Source organism: Lentihominibacter hominis (assembly GCF_014385065.1).
In the GTDB taxonomy this organism is placed as follows: domain Bacteria; phylum Bacillota; class Clostridia; order Peptostreptococcales; family Anaerovoracaceae; genus Lentihominibacter; species Lentihominibacter hominis.
The window spans coordinates 22,028-44,345 of record NZ_JACRTA010000002.1 but is presented as its reverse complement, the minus strand read 5'-3'; the positions used below and the strand labels follow the sequence as shown (position 1 = coordinate 44,345).

Annotated in this window: 23 protein-coding genes, 1 tRNA gene and 1 riboswitch; of the genes, 9 read left to right on the top strand and 15 right to left on the bottom strand. The window is 39.9% G+C overall.

Annotated features, from left to right (window positions below; translation table 11 throughout):
- Positions 1-64: 64 nt before the first annotated feature.
- The 9 genes from thiD to H8692_RS05330 form a co-directional block, all read right to left on the bottom strand.
- Positions 65-874: a bifunctional hydroxymethylpyrimidine kinase/phosphomethylpyrimidine kinase gene (gene thiD / locus H8692_RS05370; RefSeq protein WP_187525157.1), complete on the bottom strand. Its 810-nt coding sequence runs from the start codon at positions 872-874 to the stop codon at positions 65-67.
- A 26-nt stretch (positions 875-900) separates the two neighbouring features.
- The gene (gene thiE, locus H8692_RS05365; RefSeq protein ID WP_207722958.1) at positions 901-1,548 is read right to left on the bottom strand and encodes a thiamine phosphate synthase; all 648 of its coding nucleotides are present in this window, start codon (positions 1,546-1,548) and stop codon (positions 901-903) included.
- Positions 1,529-2,155 (bottom strand): thiamine phosphate synthase, encoded by a 627-nt coding sequence (locus H8692_RS05360; RefSeq protein WP_177272505.1) that lies wholly within the window; start codon positions 2,153-2,155, stop codon positions 1,529-1,531. The genes thiE and H8692_RS05360 overlap by 20 nt, the downstream gene beginning before the upstream one ends.
- Positions 2,148-3,401, bottom strand: a complete 1,254-nt coding sequence (thiH, locus tag H8692_RS05355; protein ID WP_187525156.1) for a 2-iminoacetate synthase ThiH — start codon at positions 3,399-3,401, stop codon at positions 2,148-2,150. The genes H8692_RS05360 and thiH overlap by 8 nt, the downstream gene beginning before the upstream one ends.
- 9 nt (positions 3,402-3,410) lie before the next feature.
- Positions 3,411-4,184, bottom strand: coding sequence for a thiazole synthase (locus H8692_RS05350; protein ID WP_177268795.1), 774 nt, complete (start codon positions 4,182-4,184; stop codon positions 3,411-3,413).
- A 27-nt stretch (positions 4,185-4,211) separates the two neighbouring features.
- Positions 4,212-4,847 carry a sulfur carrier protein ThiS adenylyltransferase ThiF gene (thiF, locus tag H8692_RS05345; protein WP_187525155.1) on the bottom strand — a complete coding sequence of 212 codons (636 nt, stop codon included), beginning with the start codon at positions 4,845-4,847 and terminating at the stop codon, positions 4,212-4,214.
- Positions 4,847-5,041 carry a sulfur carrier protein ThiS gene (gene thiS / locus H8692_RS05340; RefSeq protein ID WP_177269168.1) on the bottom strand — a complete coding sequence of 65 codons (195 nt, stop codon included), beginning with the start codon at positions 5,039-5,041 and terminating at the stop codon, positions 4,847-4,849. The genes thiF and thiS overlap by 1 nt, the downstream gene beginning before the upstream one ends.
- 294 nt (positions 5,042-5,335) lie before the next feature.
- A riboswitch (TPP riboswitch) is annotated at positions 5,336-5,444 on the bottom strand.
- A gap of 63 nt (positions 5,445-5,507) precedes the next feature.
- Positions 5,508-5,876 (bottom strand): fluoride efflux transporter CrcB, encoded by a 369-nt coding sequence (gene crcB / locus H8692_RS05335; RefSeq protein ID WP_207722957.1) that lies wholly within the window; start codon positions 5,874-5,876, stop codon positions 5,508-5,510.
- Positions 5,866-6,810, bottom strand: a complete 945-nt coding sequence (locus H8692_RS05330; RefSeq protein ID WP_187525154.1) for a DMT family transporter — start codon at positions 6,808-6,810, stop codon at positions 5,866-5,868. The genes crcB and H8692_RS05330 overlap by 11 nt, the downstream gene beginning before the upstream one ends.
- Positions 6,811-7,041: 231 nt before the next feature.
- On the opposite strand from H8692_RS05330, the gene H8692_RS05325 reads away from it, so the two are divergent.
- The 4 genes from H8692_RS05325 to H8692_RS05315 all read left to right on the top strand — a co-directional run bounded on the left by H8692_RS05325 (position 7,042) and on the right by H8692_RS05315 (position 8,433).
- Positions 7,042-7,129 (top strand) — tRNA-Ser (locus tag H8692_RS05325).
- 141 nt (positions 7,130-7,270) lie between these two features.
- On the top strand, positions 7,271-7,399 hold the full coding sequence (locus H8692_RS10865; RefSeq protein WP_283242297.1) for a hypothetical protein: 129 nt from the start codon (positions 7,271-7,273) through the stop codon (positions 7,397-7,399).
- 181 nt (positions 7,400-7,580) lie between these two features.
- Positions 7,581-7,952, top strand: coding sequence for a helix-turn-helix domain-containing protein (locus H8692_RS05320; protein ID WP_177269164.1), 372 nt, complete (start codon positions 7,581-7,583; stop codon positions 7,950-7,952).
- Positions 7,953-8,091: 139 nt separating this feature from the next.
- A complete protein-coding gene (locus tag H8692_RS05315) occupies positions 8,092-8,433 on the top strand; it encodes a helix-turn-helix domain-containing protein (protein ID WP_177269162.1) in 342 nt (113 codons plus the stop codon).
- A 54-nt stretch (positions 8,434-8,487) separates the two neighbouring features.
- Here H8692_RS05315 and H8692_RS05310 read toward each other — a convergent pair whose 3' ends face one another.
- The 3 genes from H8692_RS05310 to H8692_RS05300 all read right to left on the bottom strand — a co-directional run bounded on the left by H8692_RS05310 (position 8,488) and on the right by H8692_RS05300 (position 11,962).
- Entirely contained in the window at positions 8,488-8,748 is a 261-nt protein-coding gene (locus tag H8692_RS05310) for a TIGR04076 family protein (RefSeq protein WP_177269160.1), read from the bottom strand.
- 116 nt (positions 8,749-8,864) lie between these two features.
- The gene (locus H8692_RS05305) at positions 8,865-10,487 is read right to left on the bottom strand and encodes an amidohydrolase (RefSeq protein ID WP_187525153.1); all 1,623 of its coding nucleotides are present in this window, start codon (positions 10,485-10,487) and stop codon (positions 8,865-8,867) included.
- Between the two features lie 29 nt (positions 10,488-10,516).
- The gene (locus H8692_RS05300) at positions 10,517-11,962 is read right to left on the bottom strand and encodes an MFS transporter (RefSeq protein ID WP_177269156.1); all 1,446 of its coding nucleotides are present in this window, start codon (positions 11,960-11,962) and stop codon (positions 10,517-10,519) included.
- A 250-nt stretch (positions 11,963-12,212) separates the two neighbouring features.
- On the opposite strand from H8692_RS05300, the gene H8692_RS05295 reads away from it, so the two are divergent.
- From H8692_RS05295 to H8692_RS05285, 3 genes are all read left to right on the top strand, one after another.
- The gene (locus H8692_RS05295; RefSeq protein ID WP_187525152.1) at positions 12,213-14,243 is read left to right on the top strand and encodes a M28 family peptidase; all 2,031 of its coding nucleotides are present in this window, start codon (positions 12,213-12,215) and stop codon (positions 14,241-14,243) included.
- Positions 14,244-14,352: 109 nt separating this feature from the next.
- Positions 14,353-14,922, top strand: a complete 570-nt coding sequence (locus H8692_RS05290; protein WP_187525151.1) for a hypothetical protein — start codon at positions 14,353-14,355, stop codon at positions 14,920-14,922.
- Between the two features lie 29 nt (positions 14,923-14,951).
- On the top strand, positions 14,952-16,301 hold the full coding sequence (locus H8692_RS05285; protein WP_177269150.1) for an MFS transporter: 1,350 nt from the start codon (positions 14,952-14,954) through the stop codon (positions 16,299-16,301).
- A gap of 42 nt (positions 16,302-16,343) precedes the next feature.
- Here the strand turns inward: H8692_RS05285 and H8692_RS05280 are convergent, their stop codons facing one another.
- Positions 16,344-17,048, bottom strand: a complete 705-nt coding sequence (locus tag H8692_RS05280) for a pseudouridine synthase (RefSeq protein ID WP_187525150.1) — start codon at positions 17,046-17,048, stop codon at positions 16,344-16,346.
- A 205-nt stretch (positions 17,049-17,253) separates the two neighbouring features.
- On the opposite strand from H8692_RS05280, the gene H8692_RS05275 reads away from it, so the two are divergent.
- Positions 17,254-18,447 carry an ATP-binding protein gene (locus tag H8692_RS05275; protein WP_187525149.1) on the top strand — a complete coding sequence of 398 codons (1,194 nt, stop codon included), beginning with the start codon at positions 17,254-17,256 and terminating at the stop codon, positions 18,445-18,447.
- A 473-nt stretch (positions 18,448-18,920) separates the two neighbouring features.
- Here the strand turns inward: H8692_RS05275 and H8692_RS05270 are convergent, their stop codons facing one another.
- Positions 18,921-19,112 carry a ribbon-helix-helix protein, CopG family gene (locus tag H8692_RS05270; RefSeq protein WP_177269144.1) on the bottom strand — a complete coding sequence of 64 codons (192 nt, stop codon included), beginning with the start codon at positions 19,110-19,112 and terminating at the stop codon, positions 18,921-18,923.
- A 436-nt stretch (positions 19,113-19,548) separates the two neighbouring features.
- Here H8692_RS05270 and H8692_RS10860 point away from each other — a divergent pair, with 436 nt between their 5' ends.
- Positions 19,549-20,652, top strand: a complete 1,104-nt coding sequence (locus H8692_RS10860; RefSeq protein WP_283242296.1) for a collagen-like domain-containing protein — start codon at positions 19,549-19,551, stop codon at positions 20,650-20,652.
- A 109-nt stretch (positions 20,653-20,761) separates the two neighbouring features.
- Here the strand turns inward: H8692_RS10860 and H8692_RS05260 are convergent, their stop codons facing one another.
- Complete coding sequence (locus tag H8692_RS05260) at positions 20,762-22,144, bottom strand: CCA tRNA nucleotidyltransferase (RefSeq protein WP_187525148.1); 1,383 nt, start codon at positions 22,142-22,144, stop codon at positions 20,762-20,764.
- Positions 22,145-22,318: the final 174 nt, after the last annotated feature.

Sequence of the window (22,318 nt, the reverse complement as noted above, 5' to 3'; positions counted from 1 at the left end):
CTTTATACAAAAAAACAGCTGTTCTGGTAAAACAGCTGTCTCAGTTTTTTCGTCATCTGCAATATTATTTTTTTTCCGCAAATCTCCCGCTGAGATCAAACCCGTGATCTACAGGCCCACTTCCGTGTCCCAAATCAAGCATCGCCGACAATGCCCCTGATATATATGCCTTAGCCTCAGCTACAGCATCTTTAAGATCAAATCCCTTAGCTAAATTTGATGCTATGGCACTTGAAAGCGTACATCCTGTACCATGTGTATTGGGATTGTCTATACGTCTTGCGCCGATCCAGCTGATATTTCCTTTGGAATACAATATATCATCAGCATCTGATTCACTGTGCCCGCCTTTACACAACACAGCGCAGCCATAATTTTTACTTATCGCCATAGCCGCCATCTCCATATCTTCCTTTTCTGCAATCTCAAAACCTGTCAGAGCTGACGCCTCCGGTATATTGGGAGTTACTATTGCAGCCAGCGGAAAGAGCTTGTTTTTCAAAGTCCAGACTGCTTTTTCCTGCATAAGTCTCGACCCGCTGGTCGATATCATGACAGGATCAACCACTACGTTTTTTGCATTGTATTCGCTCAGCCTGCCGGCTATAACCTCTATGAGAGAAGGAGAAGATACCATTCCGATCTTTACCGCATCCGGCCGTATATCACAAAAAATATCATCTATTTGCCTCTTCAGGAATTCCGGAGTCACCTCTACTATCTCTGATACACCCATGGTATTCTGAGAAGTCAATGCAGTTACAGCGCTCATCCCGTATACACCGTTCATTATCATGGTTTTCAGATCCGCCTGTATTCCCGCTCCCCCACTGCAATCACTTCCTGCTATTGTCAGCACAGCTTTCTTTTTCATATTCTTTCACCTTTTTTAATTCAGTTTCAATAAACAACAGCCCGAGCCTCTGATATAAGACTTCTTGCCGCAGACTGTATATCCTCTGCTGCAAACAATGCGGAAACGACGGCAAAACCATCCATACCCATTCCTTTCAGCTGTTTCATATTTTCAATATTAACGCCGCCTATAGCTACAGAAGGAATGGATACTGCTTCACATATATCTTTCAGTTCTTGTCTGGTTATTCTTATGGCGCCCTGCTTAGTAGGAGAAGGGAATACCGCGCCTACTCCTATATAATCCGCTCCTGCCGCTTCTGCCATTTTTGCCTGTTTCACAGTCTTTGCCGTGACACCTATTATGAACTCTCTGCCTGCCAGTTTCCTGATTTCTTCAGCCGACATATCTTCCTGGCCGACATGTATCCCATCCGCTCCGGATCTTAAAGCAACATTCAAATTATCATTTATTATAAGAGGTACACTGTAATTTTTACACAGAGCTTTCAACTTTACCGCTTCCGCTGTGAAATCCTCTTCTTTCATATATTTTTCTCTCAGCTGAACACATGTCACTCCGCCTTCAAGAGCATCCCTCACCTGCGAATATAAGGTTTCTTTAACTGCATGAACACGGTTTGTCACAGCATAAAGCAGCAATTGTTCCTTTTCAAATTTCACTGTCCCCATAATCCTTTCCACGCCTTGTCTCAATGCTCTGAAAATATTTACCCGGTTCTCTGCATGTCATCATGCCGCTCATTATACAAGCCCCTTCTGCTCCTGCCTGTTTTATTTCTCCGATATTATCAGGTCCTATTCCTCCTATTGCATACACCGGAACAGACACTGCCACACATACCTCTTTGAGAAATTCAATTCCTCTCGGTTCCAGATTTCTCTTACAGCCGGTAGAGAAAATATGACCTGCTGTTATATATGTACATCCCAGTCTCTGGGCTTTCCGCGCTTCCTCGACAGAATGGCACGATGCTCCTATTATGTCAAATCTTGTTTTCTCTTTCTCAGGCATTTTCTTCAAAAGTTCCATCGGCATATGCAGAGCCCGCGCTGATAATCTTGCCGCCACATCTTTAAAGCTATGCAGTATGCATATAACTCCTGATTTCCTGCAAATTTCCATTACATCACCTGCAAGATTCTCATACTGCCCTTCTGTCATATCTTTTTCTCTCAAGATTATTCCGGCAGGACTGCACTTTGCTATTTTATTTATCCTTTCAATGAAATCTCCGTCGCATAAATGTCTATTGGTAACACATATTATATCAGACATAAAGATAATCGTTCAGCACAGGCTGCAGTCCTTCTTGGGAAATATCTTTATACATTTCCTCAAAGCTTCTGTCATCATTTATCTCAAATTGCTCGTCGCCTTCCTTACTGCCGCTCTCCTTTCCTGTATACTTGCTCTCATGATCGCCTATTCCCGTAGAAACACCGGCGGATACTTTTGTCGCTGCGATTTTTACAATACCATTTCTAAAGCTTTCACTTTCCCTTGACGATACGGTAATCCCTGCAAAAGGCAGGAAGATCCTATATGCACAGATTATCTGGCAAAGCTGTTTCTCATGGACATCCAGCGGGTTTATCTTATCATTATTGACTATAGGCCTCAGCCTCGGACATGACAAGGACATTTCGGCATGAGGATATTTTCTCTGCAGATAATATACATGAAGCGCAGTTGCAAGAGCATCTTTTCTAAAATCCGAAAGGCCTAAAAGAGCCGAAAAAGCCACGCCCCTCATACCTCCCATAAGAGCTCTTTCCTGAGATTCGAATCTATACGGCCATACTCTCTTATGGCCCATCAGATGGAGTTTTTCATATTTTTCATCATCATATGTCTCTTGAAAAACCGTCACATAATCAGCTCCGCACTCATGAAGAAATCTGTATTCATCGGTATTGACAGGATAAATCTCAAGCCCCACCATCTTAAAGTACTTGCGGGCCATCCGGCAAGCCTGTCCTATGTACTCCACATCACTCATACTGCGGCTTTCACCTGTAAGAATAAGTATTTCTTCCATTCCCGAGTCCGCTATTATTTTCATCTCGTTTTCTATCTGCTCAGGGGTCAGCCTCATTCTGCTTATATGGTTATAACAGTTGAATCCACAGTAAACACAGTAGTTTTCACAGTAGTTTGCGATATAAAGAGGCGTAAACATATATACCGTATTACCAAAATGTTTTCTTGTCTCGCTCCTCGCTCTTTGCGCCATCTGCTCCAGAAAAGGTTCTGCTGCCGGGGACAGCAGCGCTTTAAAATCTTCTACAGTACAGAATTCGTGCTGCAAAGCTGCTACCACATCCTTTTCCGTATATACAGAATAATCATACTGCTCCATTTGTATCATTACTTTTTCACGGATATCTGACTTTATCTGCTCCATTCCCGGCATATATGTCATGTGATCTGTCCTGCAGGACGGATCGCCTTCGATCTTATGTTTTTTAGCAAGAGCAGTTTCCGATAAATGCTCTGAATCAACAAAAAAATCGTTCCTCATGTGCTCCTCCTAATCTCTCAAAAATCCCGTAAGGGGATCCGATGCCGCTGCACCTCTTACAAGAACTCTTCCAAGGCCAGAAAGATAAGCCTTTCTTCCGGCTTCTATCGCCTTTTTGAAAGCTGATGCCATCATGGGAAGATCCCCTGCCGTTGCCAAAGCTGTATTGGCCATAATGGCTGCAGCGCCCATTTCCATTGCTTCACATGCCTGAGAAGGTCTGCCGATACCTGCGTCGACTATAATAGGCACATCTATTTCGTTTATCAATATCTGAATGAACTCTTTAGTGGCAAGACCCTTGTTGGATCCTATTGGGGACGCCAGCGGCATTACCGATGCAGCTCCTGCATTAACCAGATCTCTCGCCGTATTGAGATCCGGATACATATAAGGCATTACCACAAAGCCTTCCTTAGCAAGTATTTCAGTTGCTCTGACTGTTTCACCATTGTCAGGGAGCAGATATTTTGAATCCCTCATTATCTCGATCTTGATGAAATCCCCACATCCCAGTTCTTTAGCCAGTCTGGCTATCCTTACAGCTTCATCGGCATCCCTTGCACCGGAAGTGTTTGGCAGAAGTGTTACATTTTCCGGAATGTAATCCATTATATTTTCCTCATCCTTTGTGTTGGCTCTCCTAACAGCCAATGTGATTATCTCAGCTCCGGCATATTCCACTGCGGCCTCAATAAGGTTCAGAGAGTATTTGCCTGATCCTAAAATGAATCGTGAATTAAATTTATATCCTCCTATTATAAGTTCATCATTTTTCTGCATATAAATTCCTTCTTTCTTTATCTGTTGTTATACATCATATTTACCTGCAATGATCCTCATTATCATATTGGCCTGATGTGCCGCACATATCATAACTCTGGATGAAAACAGCCCATCCCCCTTATCCGCATCACTGATTTCATCACCGCAAAGATAAAACTTTTCTGTTACTTTCCTTGTCCTTATGGTATTTGAGGACAGTATCCCTGCCATTCCCGATCCCGATACTAAATACTTTTCCGGCATATTTTCAAGAATAAAATTTGCCAGCATTGCTTTGGCTTCTGCCACATCAAAAGCTTCGCATATAATATCATCATTTCTCAAAAGCCTCCGGATATTTTCCTCTGTAATCCTTACCGTATCCACAGTCACCTTCACATAAGGCGCTATCATCAGAAGATTCTCCTTTAGCGCTTCTGTTTTAAAAACTCCCGGTTGATGAGCCATATATTGCTGTCTGTTAAGATTGGATATATCCACTCTGTCAAAATCTATAAGATGAAGATGGCCCACTCCAGCTCTGGCAAGTGCTGTTGCCACATTAGAGCCAAGCCCTCCGAGACCGCATATAGCTACCGATGCGTCAGCAAATCTGTCTTGAAGCACCTTTCCGTGTCTTCTGTCAAGTTCCCTACGCATCTCTTCTCTTGAAGGTATCATCAGCCACCTCCGACAAAACTTACTATCTCAACTATGTCTCCATTCTCGAAGGCTGTATTTTCATATTGACTTTTAGGGACTATTTCCCCATTTTTTTCTACTGCAACACGCTTTAAATCATATCCTTCTTCGGACAGGTATACAGCAATCAATTTCCCTTTTGCATTACAACTTTTACCATTTATTTTCACCATGGCATGCACCTCCTCATTCATCTATATTTCACTGAAAAACTTCCCAATACTGAAATACTCTGCTTCACAAGCCACATCAGACAACTTGGCAAAACGAACAGTGTCATCCAACAAAAATCGAAATACCGCAGATGCAATAAATACCTGTATTTTACAGTGCCTTTCTCCAAATAACAAATCCAGTAAAGCTTTTCTTTATAAACCGATCCACTCCAGTTAATCCCTCAAAATACAAAAAACTCATAAAAAAAATTCCCTTAAACGGGAACTTCCTGTAATACTTAATTTAAAAAGAAAACTTGTATTTCCGGACTTCCCTACGTTGGCATTATCCAAATCAGGTAATGGGTCGAAGGTCATACCTTCCTCTCAGCCTGTCATACAAGCTCCCCGCCATTTATTTGTTAAAAATATTATAACCTCAGCCTTATATAAAAGCAAGTTTTTTATCTATAGCATCCAGTCCTCAGCTTATCATAGCTCTGCCTGCCCATACGCCTCCTATACAAAGAATAACACTGACAGCCACATAAACTGTAAACGCCGATATCTTCCCGCTTTCCAAAAGTCCCAGAGCCTCAAGAGAAAAAGTCGAAAAAGTAGTAAATCCTCCGCATATTCCCACCTTTATAAAAAGCAGTACAGGGCCGCTTACAAGCTCACATGTTTCCGCCGATTTTACAATCATTCCTATTAAAACCGCGCCCAGAACATTGACTGCCAAAGTCTGAAACGGTATATCATGCCTGTTCAAAAACGGTATCAATCCTATGAGATATCTGAACACTGAACCTATAAAACCTCCGACTCCTACAGCTAAACAATTAATCAACATGCTCTTTGACCTTCCTTCCCTCAGAAGCCATCACCTCATTAGTATCTCTGCTTTCCGGTCTGCAAAGAAACCACAACGCTGCGATCGTCACTGCAAGACCGCACAGAGACAGCGCCGTCGGCACTTCACCGAAAAACAAAAGCCCGAATACCATCGCAGCCGATGGTTCCCCGCCTGCAGCCAAAATGGAAACTTTCCCGGTATCTACATAGGAAAGGGAAAGCGTATACAACACATACGGCAGAACAGAAGTACAGAGTGAATTCAAAAATATAAATATTGAATTCCCCACAGGTGCTGTCACAATAAATTCCCCGATAATATCCCAGTCTGTAAACGGTATCATCACAATGGCGCCAATCAGCAAACTGTAAAATGTAATAGTAAATACATTATAATTCTGTTTCATGGCAGTTTTGGAAAATATACTGTAAAGAGCATAGAATAATGCGGCAGCAAGACCTGCCAGAACACCTAACATGGACAGACTCATCCCGGCTACGGATTCAAAGACACCGCTTACCAGTACACATCCCAATATCGCTAAAACAGCGCAGCCAATCTTACGCCCGGTTATCTTTTCCTTTAATATTATAGCAGCCAAAATCATTACAAACACAGGGGATAAACTGAGCAGCACAGCCGCAAGCGATAAAGCCAGTCCGGAAATAGCGTAATTATAGAAAAAATTCAATCCAAGCATTCCCAGAATGCCACTTCCAATAAATATCCAAATATCTTTAGGCTTTATCTTAAGCATAGACCTGTCAAAAGCCATAATCCCCACAAATAAAATGAACGCCGCAACGGCAAACCTTATAAATATAATAGTAAAATTATCAAAACCGAAGGCCTCAAGCGTACGTACAAAAACCCCCGCAGAACCCCAGAAAACACCTGACAGCACAGGAAGAATCAACATCATCTTCTTCATCAAACACCTCATTTGTAACATATCATTTGCCTAACAAACAAAATACCATAAACATATCTTTTTATCAATACAGCCAATATATTTACAATAGCCACGACAACATGTATTTTGGCTGAAACTTTATGTATTTGCATTATATCACCGCTGTATCTCAAGCAATTTATATTCTTCTTGCATAATGTTGATTTTTTTGTTATAGTATATAGGCAGTTTATTAAAAATTATACATTTGGAGGATTGACCGAGTGGCTAAGGAGCTCGCCTGGAAAGCGAGTAAGGTGTAACAGCCCCGTGGGTTCGAGTCCCATGTCCTCCGCCATGAATAGAAACACGTCCATAGGGCGTGTTTCTATTCATTTGTGAATGAAAATGGGGCGAGAACCCACGGGTAGAGAAAGTCCCATACGGATTTTCCATTATCCTGTGTTTCGGGCTCGTTGCATGTGACGGAATTTACAAAATGGCTGAATTATTAAATAAAGAATTGACTGAAGAAAACGAAGCCGAATGCGATGAATACGGAGAAAAACTTACACAAGTCTATGACGAATGCGCGAAAGAAGTAAGCGATGGCTGCGGAATTGAATAAATATCATCAATTTATTATTAAGTTCAGAATACATAAACCCGGATTTTAAAAAATCCGGGTTTTTTATAACTATCTGACAAAGTTTATACCTCTATACCGCTATAACGGTTTATCAATCCGTCATATAAAGCTTCCCTCCTTTTCAATATTGCTTTATGCTCTTATGGAAGGAGTGATTTATGTGACACTACAACAGAACCTATCGAATTTTATGAACGCCATCCGTTCAAGTCGAAAACAATCCATTACTGAATTTGCTAATGAAATTGGTATTTCGCGATCTGAAATGCAGCAGATTTTAAAAGGTTCCTGTAACCTTCGTATCGACACTGTAAAATACATTGCCGATAACCTAAAAATCGATCCTGCATTACTGCTTTTTCCATCTTATTCTGAAGTTCAATATGAATTCGCACTGCTTATATTGGACATCTTGGATACATTTTCCAAAATTCCAAAAGACAAACAAACTGATGCAGCAAACAATTTTCACCAGCTGCTTCTAATCATGATTGAAAACGATGATTTAAATACTGATATTCAAACAGATTAATACATTCTTTTTTACATGCAGAGATCATATAATCTTTCCTGCCTTTCTGTTGTACCATTATAATGATATGGCATACTTTTATATAATCCTTTCTTTATCTGCGATATTGTTTTATTCTCATAGAATAGGAGGGATTCATGTGTCTTTACAGCAAAATTTGTCGAATTTCATGAATACTATACGTTTGAGCAGAAATCAGTCTATCACGGAATTTGCAGAAGAAATAGGTGTTTCAAGATCTGAGATGCAGCACATCTTAAAAGGAACCTGCAATCCACGTATCGATACTCTTAAATATATAGCTAAAAATCTGGATGTAGATCCTGCCACACTTATTCTTCCTTCATATACAGAGCCTCAACAGGATTTTGCCTTGCTTTTGCTTCGTACTCTGGATGCTTTTCTGGAACTTCCGGAAGATCAGCAGGAGAATGCTGTATATTTATTCCACCAACTGATACTTCTCATGAAGAAACGTTGATAAATAATATCTCAAAGAATATATAACACACGGTCACGGGCAGAATGCGGCGATCTATTTTTTTATTTCCAATTTAAATATATTGATAACATCAGAATCAGGGCAGCAGAACCTAAAATCGCCGGTTTTACACTCCGGCAGCTGACCGCCATAGCGCATTATGTCTATATAAGGAAAGGCCACGTGCATGACCATGGGACATATTTTTCCCCTTTCGGTATCAAAATCAAAGCTGTCACCTATTTTATGACCTCTGTGGCATGGATATTCGCCTTTCTTATCTACCAGCGTTATTAAGATCCGTGGTTTTTTCATATTCTGCTCCTTTCATACTTCATCATTGAGAAATTATATAATATATGTATAAAAAAATAAAGAAGCTGCTCACAAAGATTTTACTCTTCGATGAGACAGCCTCTTTCTACAGCACGCTATCCTTTATATATTATCTTGCCTTCGGAAACAGTCTGGATAACTTTTACTTTATATATGTCCTGATGAGGAATTTCAAAGATATTTTCTTCCAGTATTACAAGATCTGCACATTTTCCAACCTCTATAGAACCTGTGATATCTTCCATTCTAAGCGCGTATGCATTCCCCATAGTAAATAGCTCCACCATCTGCTCAACGCTGAGCCTCTCCTCAGGAGCAAGCACCAGATCCATATCATCAGGATTCTCATCTATACCTACTCTTGTCACTCCTATCTGAATTCCTCTTAAAGGAGCGGGAACAGGCGTCACGTTATAATCGCTTGCTCCTCCCAGTATTATTCCTGCATCAAGAAGGCTCTTCATAGGATATTCATGATATGCTCTTTCTCCCAGATACGGAACCTCTATATCCTCAAAGAAGCCTCTATATTTAAAATGCCAATATGGATTGGTAACCGCCGCCACTTTATGTTGTTTTATCCTGGAATAATCAGCGGAATCTACAATCTGAAGATGAGTAATTACAGGACGTCTGTCTCTGGAAGGGTTCTTTTCATTTATAAAATCCAGTGCATCCAAAGTCATTGACGTAGCCGCATCCCCTATAGAATGAACATGGATATCAAATCCCAGCTCATCTACTTTTCTGCAGAATTCATTCATATCATCCTTGTTCCATATAGGGTCCCCTGCATAATTCTCGCCTTCATAAGGCTGCTTTAAAAATGCAGTCTTTCCCTCCACGACACCATCGGCGAAAAGTTTCACCTGCTGTATTTTAAACATATGTGAATCAACATCTTCTCTTATCTTAGGGAATTCATCTATATGCTTATATGAATCCGTCTCCGAACTTTTCAGAGCTCCTCTCATTTTGCAGATGAGCCTCCCCTCATCGTTAAGCTCCCTGATGGCCGCAATAGCATCATCTTCAGGATCCAGCAAAGGGTCCATGATTGAAGTGACTCCATACTGCGCAAAGTCTTTCTGTACCCATTCGATAGCTTTTTTATAATGCTCTTTATTAAATACCGGCTTTACCGAATCTACAAGAGCTATAGCAGCAAATTCTCTGAGTGTTCCGCTCGGTGTGCCATCGTCTTCTCTTTCGATTACATTGCCTGCGGGAACCTGTGTATTTTTGTCTATGCCGCACAAATCCAGAACATATGTATTTACCCAAAGAGAATGCTTATCATGTGACCACATAAGCATAGGCTTATCACTACATATTTCATCAAGTACTTTTCTGGACGGTCCATTCTTTCCAAAAAAAGGATTTTCCCATCCCGCACCTTCATATACAGGAAGCTCCGGGTTTTCCTGAACAAATTTTCTTATTGTTTCTATATAAAATTCAACATTATCAGCTCCGAATAACGATACCTTAAACAAACTATCTATAGCTCCCCACGTAACATGCCCATGAGCTTCTATGAATCCCGGCAGCATCATCTTCCCGTCCAGATCTACTGTTTCTTTCGCTTCAATGGACTTTGCCTCATCATTAGTTCCTACAAATGTAATCTTTCCGCTTTTGACAGCCACTGCCTCAGCCCAGCTTTTGCTGCTGTCAACAGTATATATCTGCCCATTTATGTATAAAATATCATTCATTTATATCGCCCCCGTTTCCGTACTTGTGTTTATCTATATTTCTTGTTCAACACGTGAGCAAATCCTTCAGTATTATATTCCCTGCCCGCTCTCTTATTCTCAAGCTGCGCATACAGCTTATCATAAACATCCTTTTTCATAGGATATACTATTATTATAACGGCACTGAGAACAAAGAAGAGTCCTGCTGCTCCGCAGATCATTGTCTGTATGGCGTTTAATACAGGTTCAGGATTATTGGCTCCCAATGTTTCATCATATCCTACTTTAGAAAGTACAGCTCCTATGGCAGATGCTGCAATAGCGTATCCGCCTTTCTGGCAGAAGAGATAGAATGACATCATAGTTCCTTCCCTTCTTTTGCCTGTCTGAAATTCATCTACTTCTATTGCATCATACATCAGAGGCATATTCATCGACCAATATGCTGATGAACCTATTACGTAAAATACACAGAACAGGCATGCTATCCACATTGAATTTACATCAATAAAATTGAATATGATCATCACAATTCCCGAAAACATCACCAGAACAGAATAAACCTTCGCCTTATCAAACTTCTCTACTACTTTCATTAAAATAGCTATTACAATGATACCCCCGAAAGATATGATAGACGTACATATAGTCATTCTCATTTCTGACAGTCCCACTACATAAAGCAGAAAATAAACCATTGTAGTCAGGAACAGACAATATCCTATCCTAAACATCAAAGATGACAGAGTAGCCATAAGATACGGTTTTATGCTCAAAACTGCTGCAGCATCTTTAAAGAAACTTGTCTTTTCCTGTTCTTTCTCTTCTTCAAAGTCTATTTCTATTCCCTTAGTCGAAAGGAATACTACAATCAGAGTCGCCACACATAATGCACCCTCCAGCCACGCCGTATAGTGCCATGCTTCATAATCCGAAAATCCTCCTGATTTGAAAAAGGATACAAACATTGTAGGTGCCACTGTTGAGAAAAACACTCCGATATACTGTACGATCTGCGCCAGCATTCTGATCTTTGTTCTCTCTTCATTATCTGACGTTAACGATGCTCCCATTGAGTAATATGGGATGCTGAAACAGCTGTAAGATAACCAAAACAGCAAAGTCATAATCAGAAAGTAAACATTAGTGGCGGCTGTTGATAATCCGCCAATTTTTGTAAAAAGCAGCAGATATGAAACAAATAACGGTATGATTGCGATAAGCAGCCACGTTCTTTTTTTACCAAACCTCGTCTTTGTCTTATCAGACAGATTCCCTACAATAGGATCTGAAAACATATTCCAGACAACGCCTATTGTTAATATCGCTCCCGCCCATGCAGGATTGACGCCTGTAAAATTCGTAAGGAAAAACAACAAAAACGCTGCTACAAAATCATAGGCCAGCGTATCTGTGGCGCCCCCCACCGAATAACCGACTTTCTTGGCGAAAGAAACCTGATGTACCTGTTTGTTCAAGTTATTACCTTCCATAAGAACACCTCCTAAATCCAACTTATATTATCACTACTTCAAAATAATTATACGCAATTATACATAATCGCCATGACTATGAAAATAATTTAGTTGCTAAGTATTTTGTCTTTTTCAAAATTTCTGTCTTTTTCGACTTTTTGTTGTTATAATTTTCAAAATTTTCTTGACACTTATAGCTGCGGATACTACAATATATTTCAAAACTGCTATATCTGCTTAAAGCAGATCATTGAGAAGGAGGCCAGTTATGCACAAAAAAATTATATCCGTCATATTTGCCTTTGCTTTGACCTTGAGTCTTACCGCATGCGGCAAACCTGATTACAGCGAAAGCTTCACAGATTTTGAAGAAGCTATCGATACCGAATACGGCAAAGAAATCATTAAAAATATCAGCAGCTTTGGCGATGACCCGGTTACAGGCAATCGTTCTGCCGGATCACCTGCCGAATCACAGGTACTTGATTACCTCAAGGCCGAAATGGAGAACATAGGTCTTAAAAACGTCACATCAGAAGAGATCACAGTTGATACATGGTTATTTAAAGGGGCTGATCTTACTTTCATCGATGCCGACGGCAAAGAGAAAAAAATAAACTTAGGCAGCTATCAAACGACACTGCAGGCCGACAATGAAGAACTGGAGCTCGTCTATGTGAATAAGGGAACTGCTGCCGATTACGAAGGAATCGATGTTACCGGCAAACTGGTACTTCTGGATGTCGATCAGAATGAAGACTGGTGGATAAACTATCCTGCATATCAGGCAAAAGTAAAAGGCGCCAAGGCTGTTATCGCCATGTCGGTATATCCTGAAGAAGGCCCTGACAGAATAGGCGTGCAAGATGTCTGCGGACCTGCTGACGCTCCTGCCTTAGCCATAAGTGAAGAAGACAGCAAAGCATTACAGAAAGCCATAAAAGACGGAAACGGAGAATCCATAACGGTAACTCTCAATGCTGATTCCAAAGTCACAGAAGACGGCACGTCACACAATCTCTGGGGAGAAATTCCTGGGAAAACCGATGAAACCATCTTCCTCTTCGCTCACATGGATGGATATTTCCACTCAGCATATGATGATGCCCAGGGAGCTGCAGTTTCTATGTCTATAGCAAAAGCTATCATTGACAGCGGATACGAACCTGACAAGACTATTCGCATATGTATGCACGGCTCTGAAGAATGGGGAGTTTCGGGCAGTGAATACGACTGGTCCACAGGAGCATACGAAGAAATCATGACAAATCATCCTGAATGGGCAGAAGGAGCCTTTGCCATAGTCAACAATGACGGAGCTTATGCTGTAGAAGGGGAAACATTTGCCGGAACAAGAAGTGCTGTCGAACTGATGGATTTTGTCAAAGACAGCATCGGTGAATTTGAAGATGATACGGTATATGAATGGTCTTTTGATAAAACAAGTGTTTATACAGAAGATTTTCAGTGGGCAAGAGAAGGCATACCTGCCATAGTTGCCGGTTCAGGTGAAGGTTCCAAGTATGATGATATGGGGTATCATTCAAGTTACGATAGCTGGGATGCTCAGCCACTGGATGAAAACGGCTTCAAAGATGTCATCAGAGCCTTTGGAAAAATTACTCTGGATTTGGATGCTCTTGATGTAAGACCTATGAACTTCACCGCAAGACTACAGGATTTCGAAGACAGTCTTACTGATACCGATCAATTTGATACTCTTCTTGAAGACGGATATACTGCAGCAGCCGCTTTAGAAGAAAAAATGAAAACAGTAGAGGAATCAGGAGAGAAAACAGAAGCCGTAAAACTAAACAAACAGACTCAGGAAGTTTACAAAACACTGCAGGACTATCTGCTGGGACTCGATTTTGAACCTGAAGCCATCAATAAACATGAACTTTATCAGACCAACATAGATATGCTCAGCCAAACCATCAATGCTCTCGAAAAAGGCAATATTCAAGAAGCCTATGACGAATATCTGTGGGCTATAGATTGGGCATGGTACGATATGTACTTTGATCAGGAAACTTGCGATTACCTTGAAAATCAACTGTTTGAAAACAGAAAAGGCACATGGGGAGACGGACTTGTCAAATATCCGCATTGTGATATAGACGATGTGGTCATCAGCCTTGGTGAAAAATATGATGCAGAAAACCCTGATGTTTCATCAGAAATAGAACAGCTCAGAACTCTCAGAGACATTCAGCAGCAATACCTTGATGAAACTTACGAAGAAGAGAAACAAGGACTGCAACAAGCCATAAAACTTATGAACGATTATGCAAAATAACATACAGCACTCCTCCAAAAGGACGGGATTTTCGGATCTCGTTCTTTTATTGTCCTTTTTATAAAAAAGATGCTTACATCCGGAGATATATGATATAATAATTCATTATATGAATATAAATGAAAGGAAAGAAATCATGACGCAGCAAAGTACTATCAGCAGAATGTATTTGGCAAATATCATAGAAGAAAATGAACAGGGGTTTCACAGAGAGTCGCTGTGGTTTGGCAGCATGCCTCAGAATCTGGGCCTTATGATTATAGATGCTATGAAGGACTGGTATGAACCTAACAAAAATGATCTGAATGCCTCTATAATAAAATATCATGAAATGCTTGAAGATAAAGACAACCTCACATTTGATATGATGGAGGGAGAAGGTTTTGATGCCGACGGAATGAAGATTTCGGTTGAGCTGAGCAACGATCTCAACGATATGTTCGGTTTCATAGTCTGCGAGATCTGTAATATATTCGCTAAAAACGGAGAAACTCCCGAAACATTCAAAAGCCTTGCAGAATTCAAGGAACATTTCATAAAAGAATATGACATAGACAAAGAATTTCAGGAAGTCCTTGAAGGAATAAACGAAGCCTCTGTCTCAAAAGCCCTATACTTAATTGATATGAAATACGATTATACCGGCAGACATTTCCGCAGCAGTAAAAATGTCTCCTAAATAATTTATCACGAAAGGAATATTCTTTAATGGAAAAGACTACATTTAAGGAAAAATTAGGATACGGCATCGCTTCTCTGGGCGATGCCATTTCATATGGTTTTGTAGGCACATTTTTTCTTTTCTTTCTTACTACTATTGCTGATATCCCTCCTGCCATAGCAGGAGTCATCGTAGCGATAGGCTCTGTATGGAATGCTGTATTCAATCCTGTCATGGGATATCTTGCCGACAATATCACTACCCGTTTCGGCAGACGAAGACCCGTTATATCAATCTTTTCCATATTCCTTGGCATTATGCTGTTTCTGATGTTTACCGATATAAATATATCTGCGAACTTCAAACCTGTGTATTACGGAATCATGATGGTATTCTTCTGGACCAGTTTCACCGGATTCTTCGTGCCTTACTGTGCACTGGGGACCGATTACGCATCAAGCTATGACGAAAGAACATCTATAAGATCCTTTGCATCCTTTTTCAATATGATCGGAAATGTATTCTGTATGGTGATGCCCACTATCATCGTTGAATTCCTGCAGCAGCATGGATTCAGTGAATCCGGAGCTTGGTCACTGACCGGAGCATTTCTTGGTGTGATTACATCCGTTACTATCATCATCACTGTTATCGTATCAAAAAACAGAGATCTACCTTGTAAAAAAACAGAAAAAAAACCTTCAGGCACCCATAATATCCTCAATATATTCAGAGAATATATTTCTGTAGCACGTCTGCGTCCTATGAAATATCTTATAGCAGCCAGTCTGTTTTCTTTGATTGTATATACGATGCTTATGTCAAACGTTCTGTACTATTTTACTTTTAATCTGAAATTATCGGCAGTTCAGATATCAGCATGCCTTATGATCCGCTCGCTGCTTGGCATAGCATTTATCCCTCTTGTGGGAAAACTATCTGTCATATTCGATAAAAGAATAGCATTAATAGGATGTTATCTGCTTGGTATCACCGGTATGCTCCTTATAAGACTGATCGGTCTTGAAGCTCTGTCAGGAGCTGTTATATATACAATTTTTCTGACTATCTGCACAGCTATATACTGGCAGTTAATGCCTTCTATATTTTATGATATATGCGAATATGACAAGGTCACTACAGGAAAGAAACGAGAAGCTATGATCCTTTCATTTCAGGGTCTTGTTGAAGCTGTTGCTGTAGGTATCGGAGGACAAATCCTTGGCGCCATACTCCAGATGGCAGGTTTTAACGGAAGCGGAACAACTCAGACTATTCAGGCTATGACATGGATAGAAAACTCCGCCACAATACTCCCTATGATTTTTCTGGCTATTTCTTCTGTTGCTCTTTATAAATATCCTCTGAGAAGAGATACGAACCAAATTATAAAATAGCCCGCGGATCCATTAAATTCCGCGGGTCTTACAAATTCTTCATTATAGACTTTTCAAATATTTTATCTCATCATTGGTAAGTTTGCGATAATGACCTTCCATAAGACGACCAAGCTTTATCTGCCCTATTTCAGTGCGCTGTAGCTCCTGCACCTTATTCCCTACAGCGGCAAACATCTTACGAACCTGACGGTTTTTTCCTTCTCGTATCTTTATTTCTACAAGGGCATATCTGGGCATCTGCTTTATTACTTTGACCTTAGCAGGAGATGTCACAAACCCACCTATATCCACACCGCGGCGCAGCCTGCTAATCCTTGCATCAGAAATAACTCCTGCAACTTTGGCTACATATGTCTTATATACCTCGTGTTTAGGATGCGTCAGAGTATATGTCATTTGTCCGTCATTTGTCATTATCAAAAGCCCCGTAGTATTGTAATCAAGGCGTCCTACAGGGAAAAGCCTTTCAGGGATATCCATTACCAAGTCTGCCACAGTCTGCCGGTCTTTGTTATCATCCATAGAAGTTATATACCCTTTAGGCTTATTGACTGCGACATAAACATTCTTATGAGTATGATCTATGATCCTTCCATTGACCTCTACTACATCTCCCTGAGCCACATTCCTTCCAAGTTCTTCGACAATAATTCCGTTTATCTTTACATTGCCGTTTGCGATCAGCTCGTCAGCTTTCCTCCTGCTGCATATTCCTGCATTAGCAATATATTTGTTTATTCTCATCTGATCCTCCGAGTTATTTATCAAAGCAATTTCCATGATATATAATAGTATAATGAATAAAATCTATCAATACAACTAATTCATTATAATATTTGTATATAAACCTTCTCCAAACAAACTTTACCTTTTATCATAATATACTTGTTCACATCAGTACCTTTAAGTATAATATATTTACACATATTACGTTTACAGGAGATAGAACATGAAAAAATATTTTAGTCAATTAAAAATGGAAATAGATTCTCTTACAGTATTTTCAAAACTAAAAGAAGATCCGGCTATATCATGTCTAAGACTGCTTCTTGATACCATCGAGGATAAAGACACTAACACATCAATAGATCTTTACAGCCGTTTTGTATCAGCCCTTTACAAAAATACTGCCAGCCTTACAGATTATATAAAAACATTGGTTCTTCAGGATGACAACTTTTATGTGAAAGGACATGCCGAAAAAAAACATATAGATCATGTCATACGAGATTCTGTAGACCATGAGCTTTCTATTCTTCAAAAAATCGCATCTTTGACATCAGATTCATTTCAGGACATAATCGGATATGAAGGTTTTCTTCCGGAATGGACTACGCGCCCTATAGATATACAATATGATTTTATGGAGAAACTCAGCAATATTTCCGTAACCGGCTATGGCATATATGCCAAGTACTGTTTTTTCAGACTGAAGGAAGGAAATGTAGTTCCTGTTGTCCATCCCGACTATCAGCCTCTGAATCAGCTTTTTGGATATGAAAGAGAACGCAATATTATAATAAAAAATACAAAAGCCCTGATAGATGGAAAAGGCGCCAGCAATATGCTTCTTTACGGAGATGCCGGAACAGGCAAAAGCTCAACTGTAAAAGCCGTTGCGGCAGACCTGTCGCCAAAAGGACTTCGTATTATAGAAGTAAAGAAAAATCAACTTTATCAAATTCCTTGGCTGATGGAGGAGCTTTCTTTAAATCCCCTGAAATTCATACTTTTCATAGACGATCTCAGCTTCACAGGCAACGATGATAATTTTTCAGCTCTGAAAGCCACTCTCGAAGGCAGTATATCAGGCTGTGGAGATAATGTAGTAATTTACGCCACCAGTAACCGCAGACACTTGCTAAAAGAAAATTTCAGAGACAGAATGGGAGATGAACTTCATATTAATGACACTATGCAAGAAACCATGAGTCTTTCAGCACGTTTCGGTCTTGCCGTGACTTTCCAGAAACCTGATAAAGAAGAATATCTTTCTATTGTAAAAGCTCTGGCAGATCAGTATGGCATAGATATGGATAAACAAGAACTTTTCAAAAAAGCAGAAGCCCATGCCATCAGAAAAAATGGCCGAAGTCCAAGAACAGCCAAACAATTTATAGAACTTTTAAAAATAGGACTCTGATAACTCAGAATCCTATTTCTGTCATATCCTCTATCAACATAATAAAGTACCATGTCCTATGCTGCAGCAAATCTGTGATTTCATTTTTTACCAATAAAGATCAGATTAAAAAATGCATATACGCATTAAAATTGTACAAAAATCAGTACAAAGCATAAAAACTGTGCTATAATAACAACGTAGCTAAGGAAAAGAGGGGATAAATATGAATGCTACAAAAAAAATAATAGTAAAAGCTAAAAAAACATTTGCTGATTGTGCTTACCTCATAGATGAGGCTGTAAAACATGGTCAGCTGTAAAAAGAAAATAATAACTTATAAAAGTATTATAAAGATTTTTCGGTAGGTTAACACCTACCGTTTTTTTTACAAAAAACAAAATGATCTTACAGTTTAATAAAAATCTGCCAAAAGCAGAATTTCTGCTGCCCTATAGATGACCTCAGGTATAGAAAAATGATCATATGACAATTTAATCCTGTGTTTCTTTTATCTCCGCGATATCCAAAGCCTGTGACAATAACGTAATTATGACTTCATTTCTTGATAACTCAGTCCTTGCTGTGAATCGATTCAATCTGTCAAGCAATTCTTCCGGAAGACGAACAGATGTTACTTTATATCCGTCTTCACCTTTCTTTTTCGGAACGATTATTTTCTGCATGCTCTCACCTATATTCATAAAAATTTTTAATACCAAAATTATAATTGTAAAAACATGCTGTTTATATACTTAAATTATGATATCATTTTTATATTCATATATACATATATTCTTTATGTTTAAAAAGGTGAAACCTATGCGAAAGATAACACCTGAACAATTCATCAAGCTCATACAAGCAAAAGAAAAAGAACAATTAAAAAAATCTTTTAAAAACAGGCTGAAAATAACAGTAGAAATTTTTCAAGTACACTGGTTTGTCAGAAAATATTATAAACCTTTTTGGATCTTTAAAATACTTTTTTACTGCATTTGCATTTTATTAAAAAAGCCGACCCTTAAATAGCTTATAGTACTCAACAACTCTCACCTCTAAAGATAATTCTGAATATATTTAAGTAATGTTATTTTTTCGGAAAGATATCGGAGGTCGGATATGTCAGATTTTAAAAAGTACAAACCGATCTGTCATGGGATAAATAATTCATCTTTATACAGACCGACAAAATGCTGCTGCATGTGTAACACTTTTCCAAAATTAATAGTCGGCCCCACCGGACCACAGGGACCTACCGGTATTCAGGGGCCTACCGGACCTGCCGGGCCTCGCGGAGAGCAAGGCCCTATAGGCGCCACAGGACCTTCAGGGCCTCAGGGAGCAACCGGACCTGTCGGCAATACAGGCATCACAGGGCCTACAGGACCGCAGGGGAAACAGGGTTCTACAGGACCTGCCGGACCTACTGGCAACACAGGACCTCAAGGAGTACAGGGCCCACAGGGAATCCAAGGAGAAAAAGGTATCACAGGAATTCAAGGGCCTGCCGGACCTCAAGGAGAGCAAGGGCCTACAGGCGTCACAGGACCTGCTGGTAATACAGGGGCTACAGGACCTGCTGGCCCGCAAGGAAAACAAGGGCCGACAGGAGCTACAGGACCTGCTGGCAGTGCAGGTCCTGTCGGACCCCAAGGAACACAAGGCCCACAGGGAATTCAAGGAGAAAAAGGTGTCACAGGGATGCAAGGGCCTGCCGGACCTCAAGGAGAGCAAGGGCCTACAGGGGCTACTGGACCGACTGGGCCGACAGGAGCCGTAGGCGAACAGGGAGAAAGAGGCCTAACCGGCCCTACTGGTGCAACGCCAAATGAAACATTTGCTTCATTTATCGACTTCCAAGATAGATTCATAGACGGAAACCTATTGACATTACATCCATCAGTAATAGACGTAACCGGAAATATCACAGAATCAGATTTAACTCATATAAACATCAAATCTGGATATTATCTTGTATCATACAATGTCTCTGCAATATTAGTAGATCCATCCTACATGCAGATCACGCCATTTTATAATGGTCTGCCACATCTTGACACAGGTGTATATTTTGCCACAACAGCAGATGGATCTGTCGCCTGTGGATCGTCCCACTTCGTTCTGGCCGCTCCCACAGATACAGTATTTTCGCTCGTCTACAATGGCCCTCTGAACGCTAAAGATGGTACAGTAAACCTGACTTTTCTCAAACTCAGCAGATAACAGTAAAAAGTGTGTACAGCAAAATCATGCTGTACACACTTTTTACTTAAAAGCAAATAATAGCGCACATCAATACCTTATGTTGAATGAAAAAAGATCCTCTGTTATATCAAAATTTTTCTATAGCCTTTATAAGATCATCTTTTCTGTTTATAACTTTACCTTCTATCACTTCCTCCAAAAGATAATCCAACAGCCTTCCTATCTCCGGGCCCTGACATATCCCCAAAGCCATTATATCTGTACCGTCTACCTCAAGATCTTTCAAAGAAAAACATTTATGTTTCTCCAAAATGCCCTTCATCATAGCTTCTATTTTATCAAATCGCCTTTTTAAATCATCTCCCATATTGCCTGTGGCAAAATTATCCGCCCTTTTTATATCAAGAATCTCAAAAAGGATCTCTGGCGAAAACCGTCTCATCCACCTTTTAAGAAGTTTCTCATCTTCTTTAAATATAAGATCATGATACTTGATCAAAAGAATAACTCTCTGAGATAATTTTTTATCAGCTTTAAATCGCTTCATAATGAGTTCTGCCACCTCAGCTCCCTTTGAAGCATGTCCGTAAAAGTGTCCTCTTCCCGTATCATCCAAAGAATACGTCAACGGCTTTCCTATATCATGGAAAAGTGAGGCCATTTTCATATGCAAATTATTTGCATCATTGACTGCTACAGCCTCCATAGCCCTGATACAATGTTCAAGAACATCATACTTGTGATATTCATTATGTTGTTCAAAGCCTTTCATCGCTACAAGTTCCGGAATAATAACTCCCAGAATATCTGCATACTGCCTTACTGTTCTTCCTGCATCTATTCCTGTCAAAAGCTTCTTAAACTCACTGAACAGTCTCTCTGCAGAAAGATTTTTTAGCATATAACTGTTTTCAAAAAGAGAATTCTCTGTCTCTTTCTCTATATCAAATCCCAATACCGATGAAAATCTCAGCGCCCTCATTATCCTCAAAGCATCTTCGCTAAACCTCCTATCAGGAGATCCTACAGTTCTTATTGTTCGGTCTTTGAGGTCATTTTTTCCTCCCAGTGGATCTATTATCTCGCCTTTCAGATCCATAGCCATTGCATTAATAGTAAAGTCTCTTCTTTCCAGATCCTTTATAAGAGATCCCGTAAATTTCACTTTATCAGGATGCCTTCCATCAGAATACCCCTCTTCAGTTCTGTATGTGGTTATCTCAACAGGGATGAATCCGCCCTGATCTGCCGGAAACAAAACTGTAACAGTTCCATGTTTCAATCCTGTATCTATTATATTCATATCGTGAAAAACTTCCTTCACCTGTTCAGGCACAGCATCAGTCGCAACATCTATATCAATTCCCTGCAGCCCGTCATATCCCATATCTGAAAGAATAGAATCCCTGACACATCCGCCCACAAAATAAGCTTCATATCCTGAATCGTTCAAAAGCTCTAAAGCTGCTCGCCCTCCTGTTGTCACAATTGTCTTTTTTCCGCACGCCATCGCCTATTCCTCCCGATGTAAATCTATGATATGATTATAACATACCACTATATCTGCTGTACTCAACATTTAATCATATCTTAATACCAAATTTCTAAAATTTGCTTATATGATAAAATCCTTCCTATTTGCCTTAAACTTTCAGCTATGTTATCATAAACAATAACATTCTGC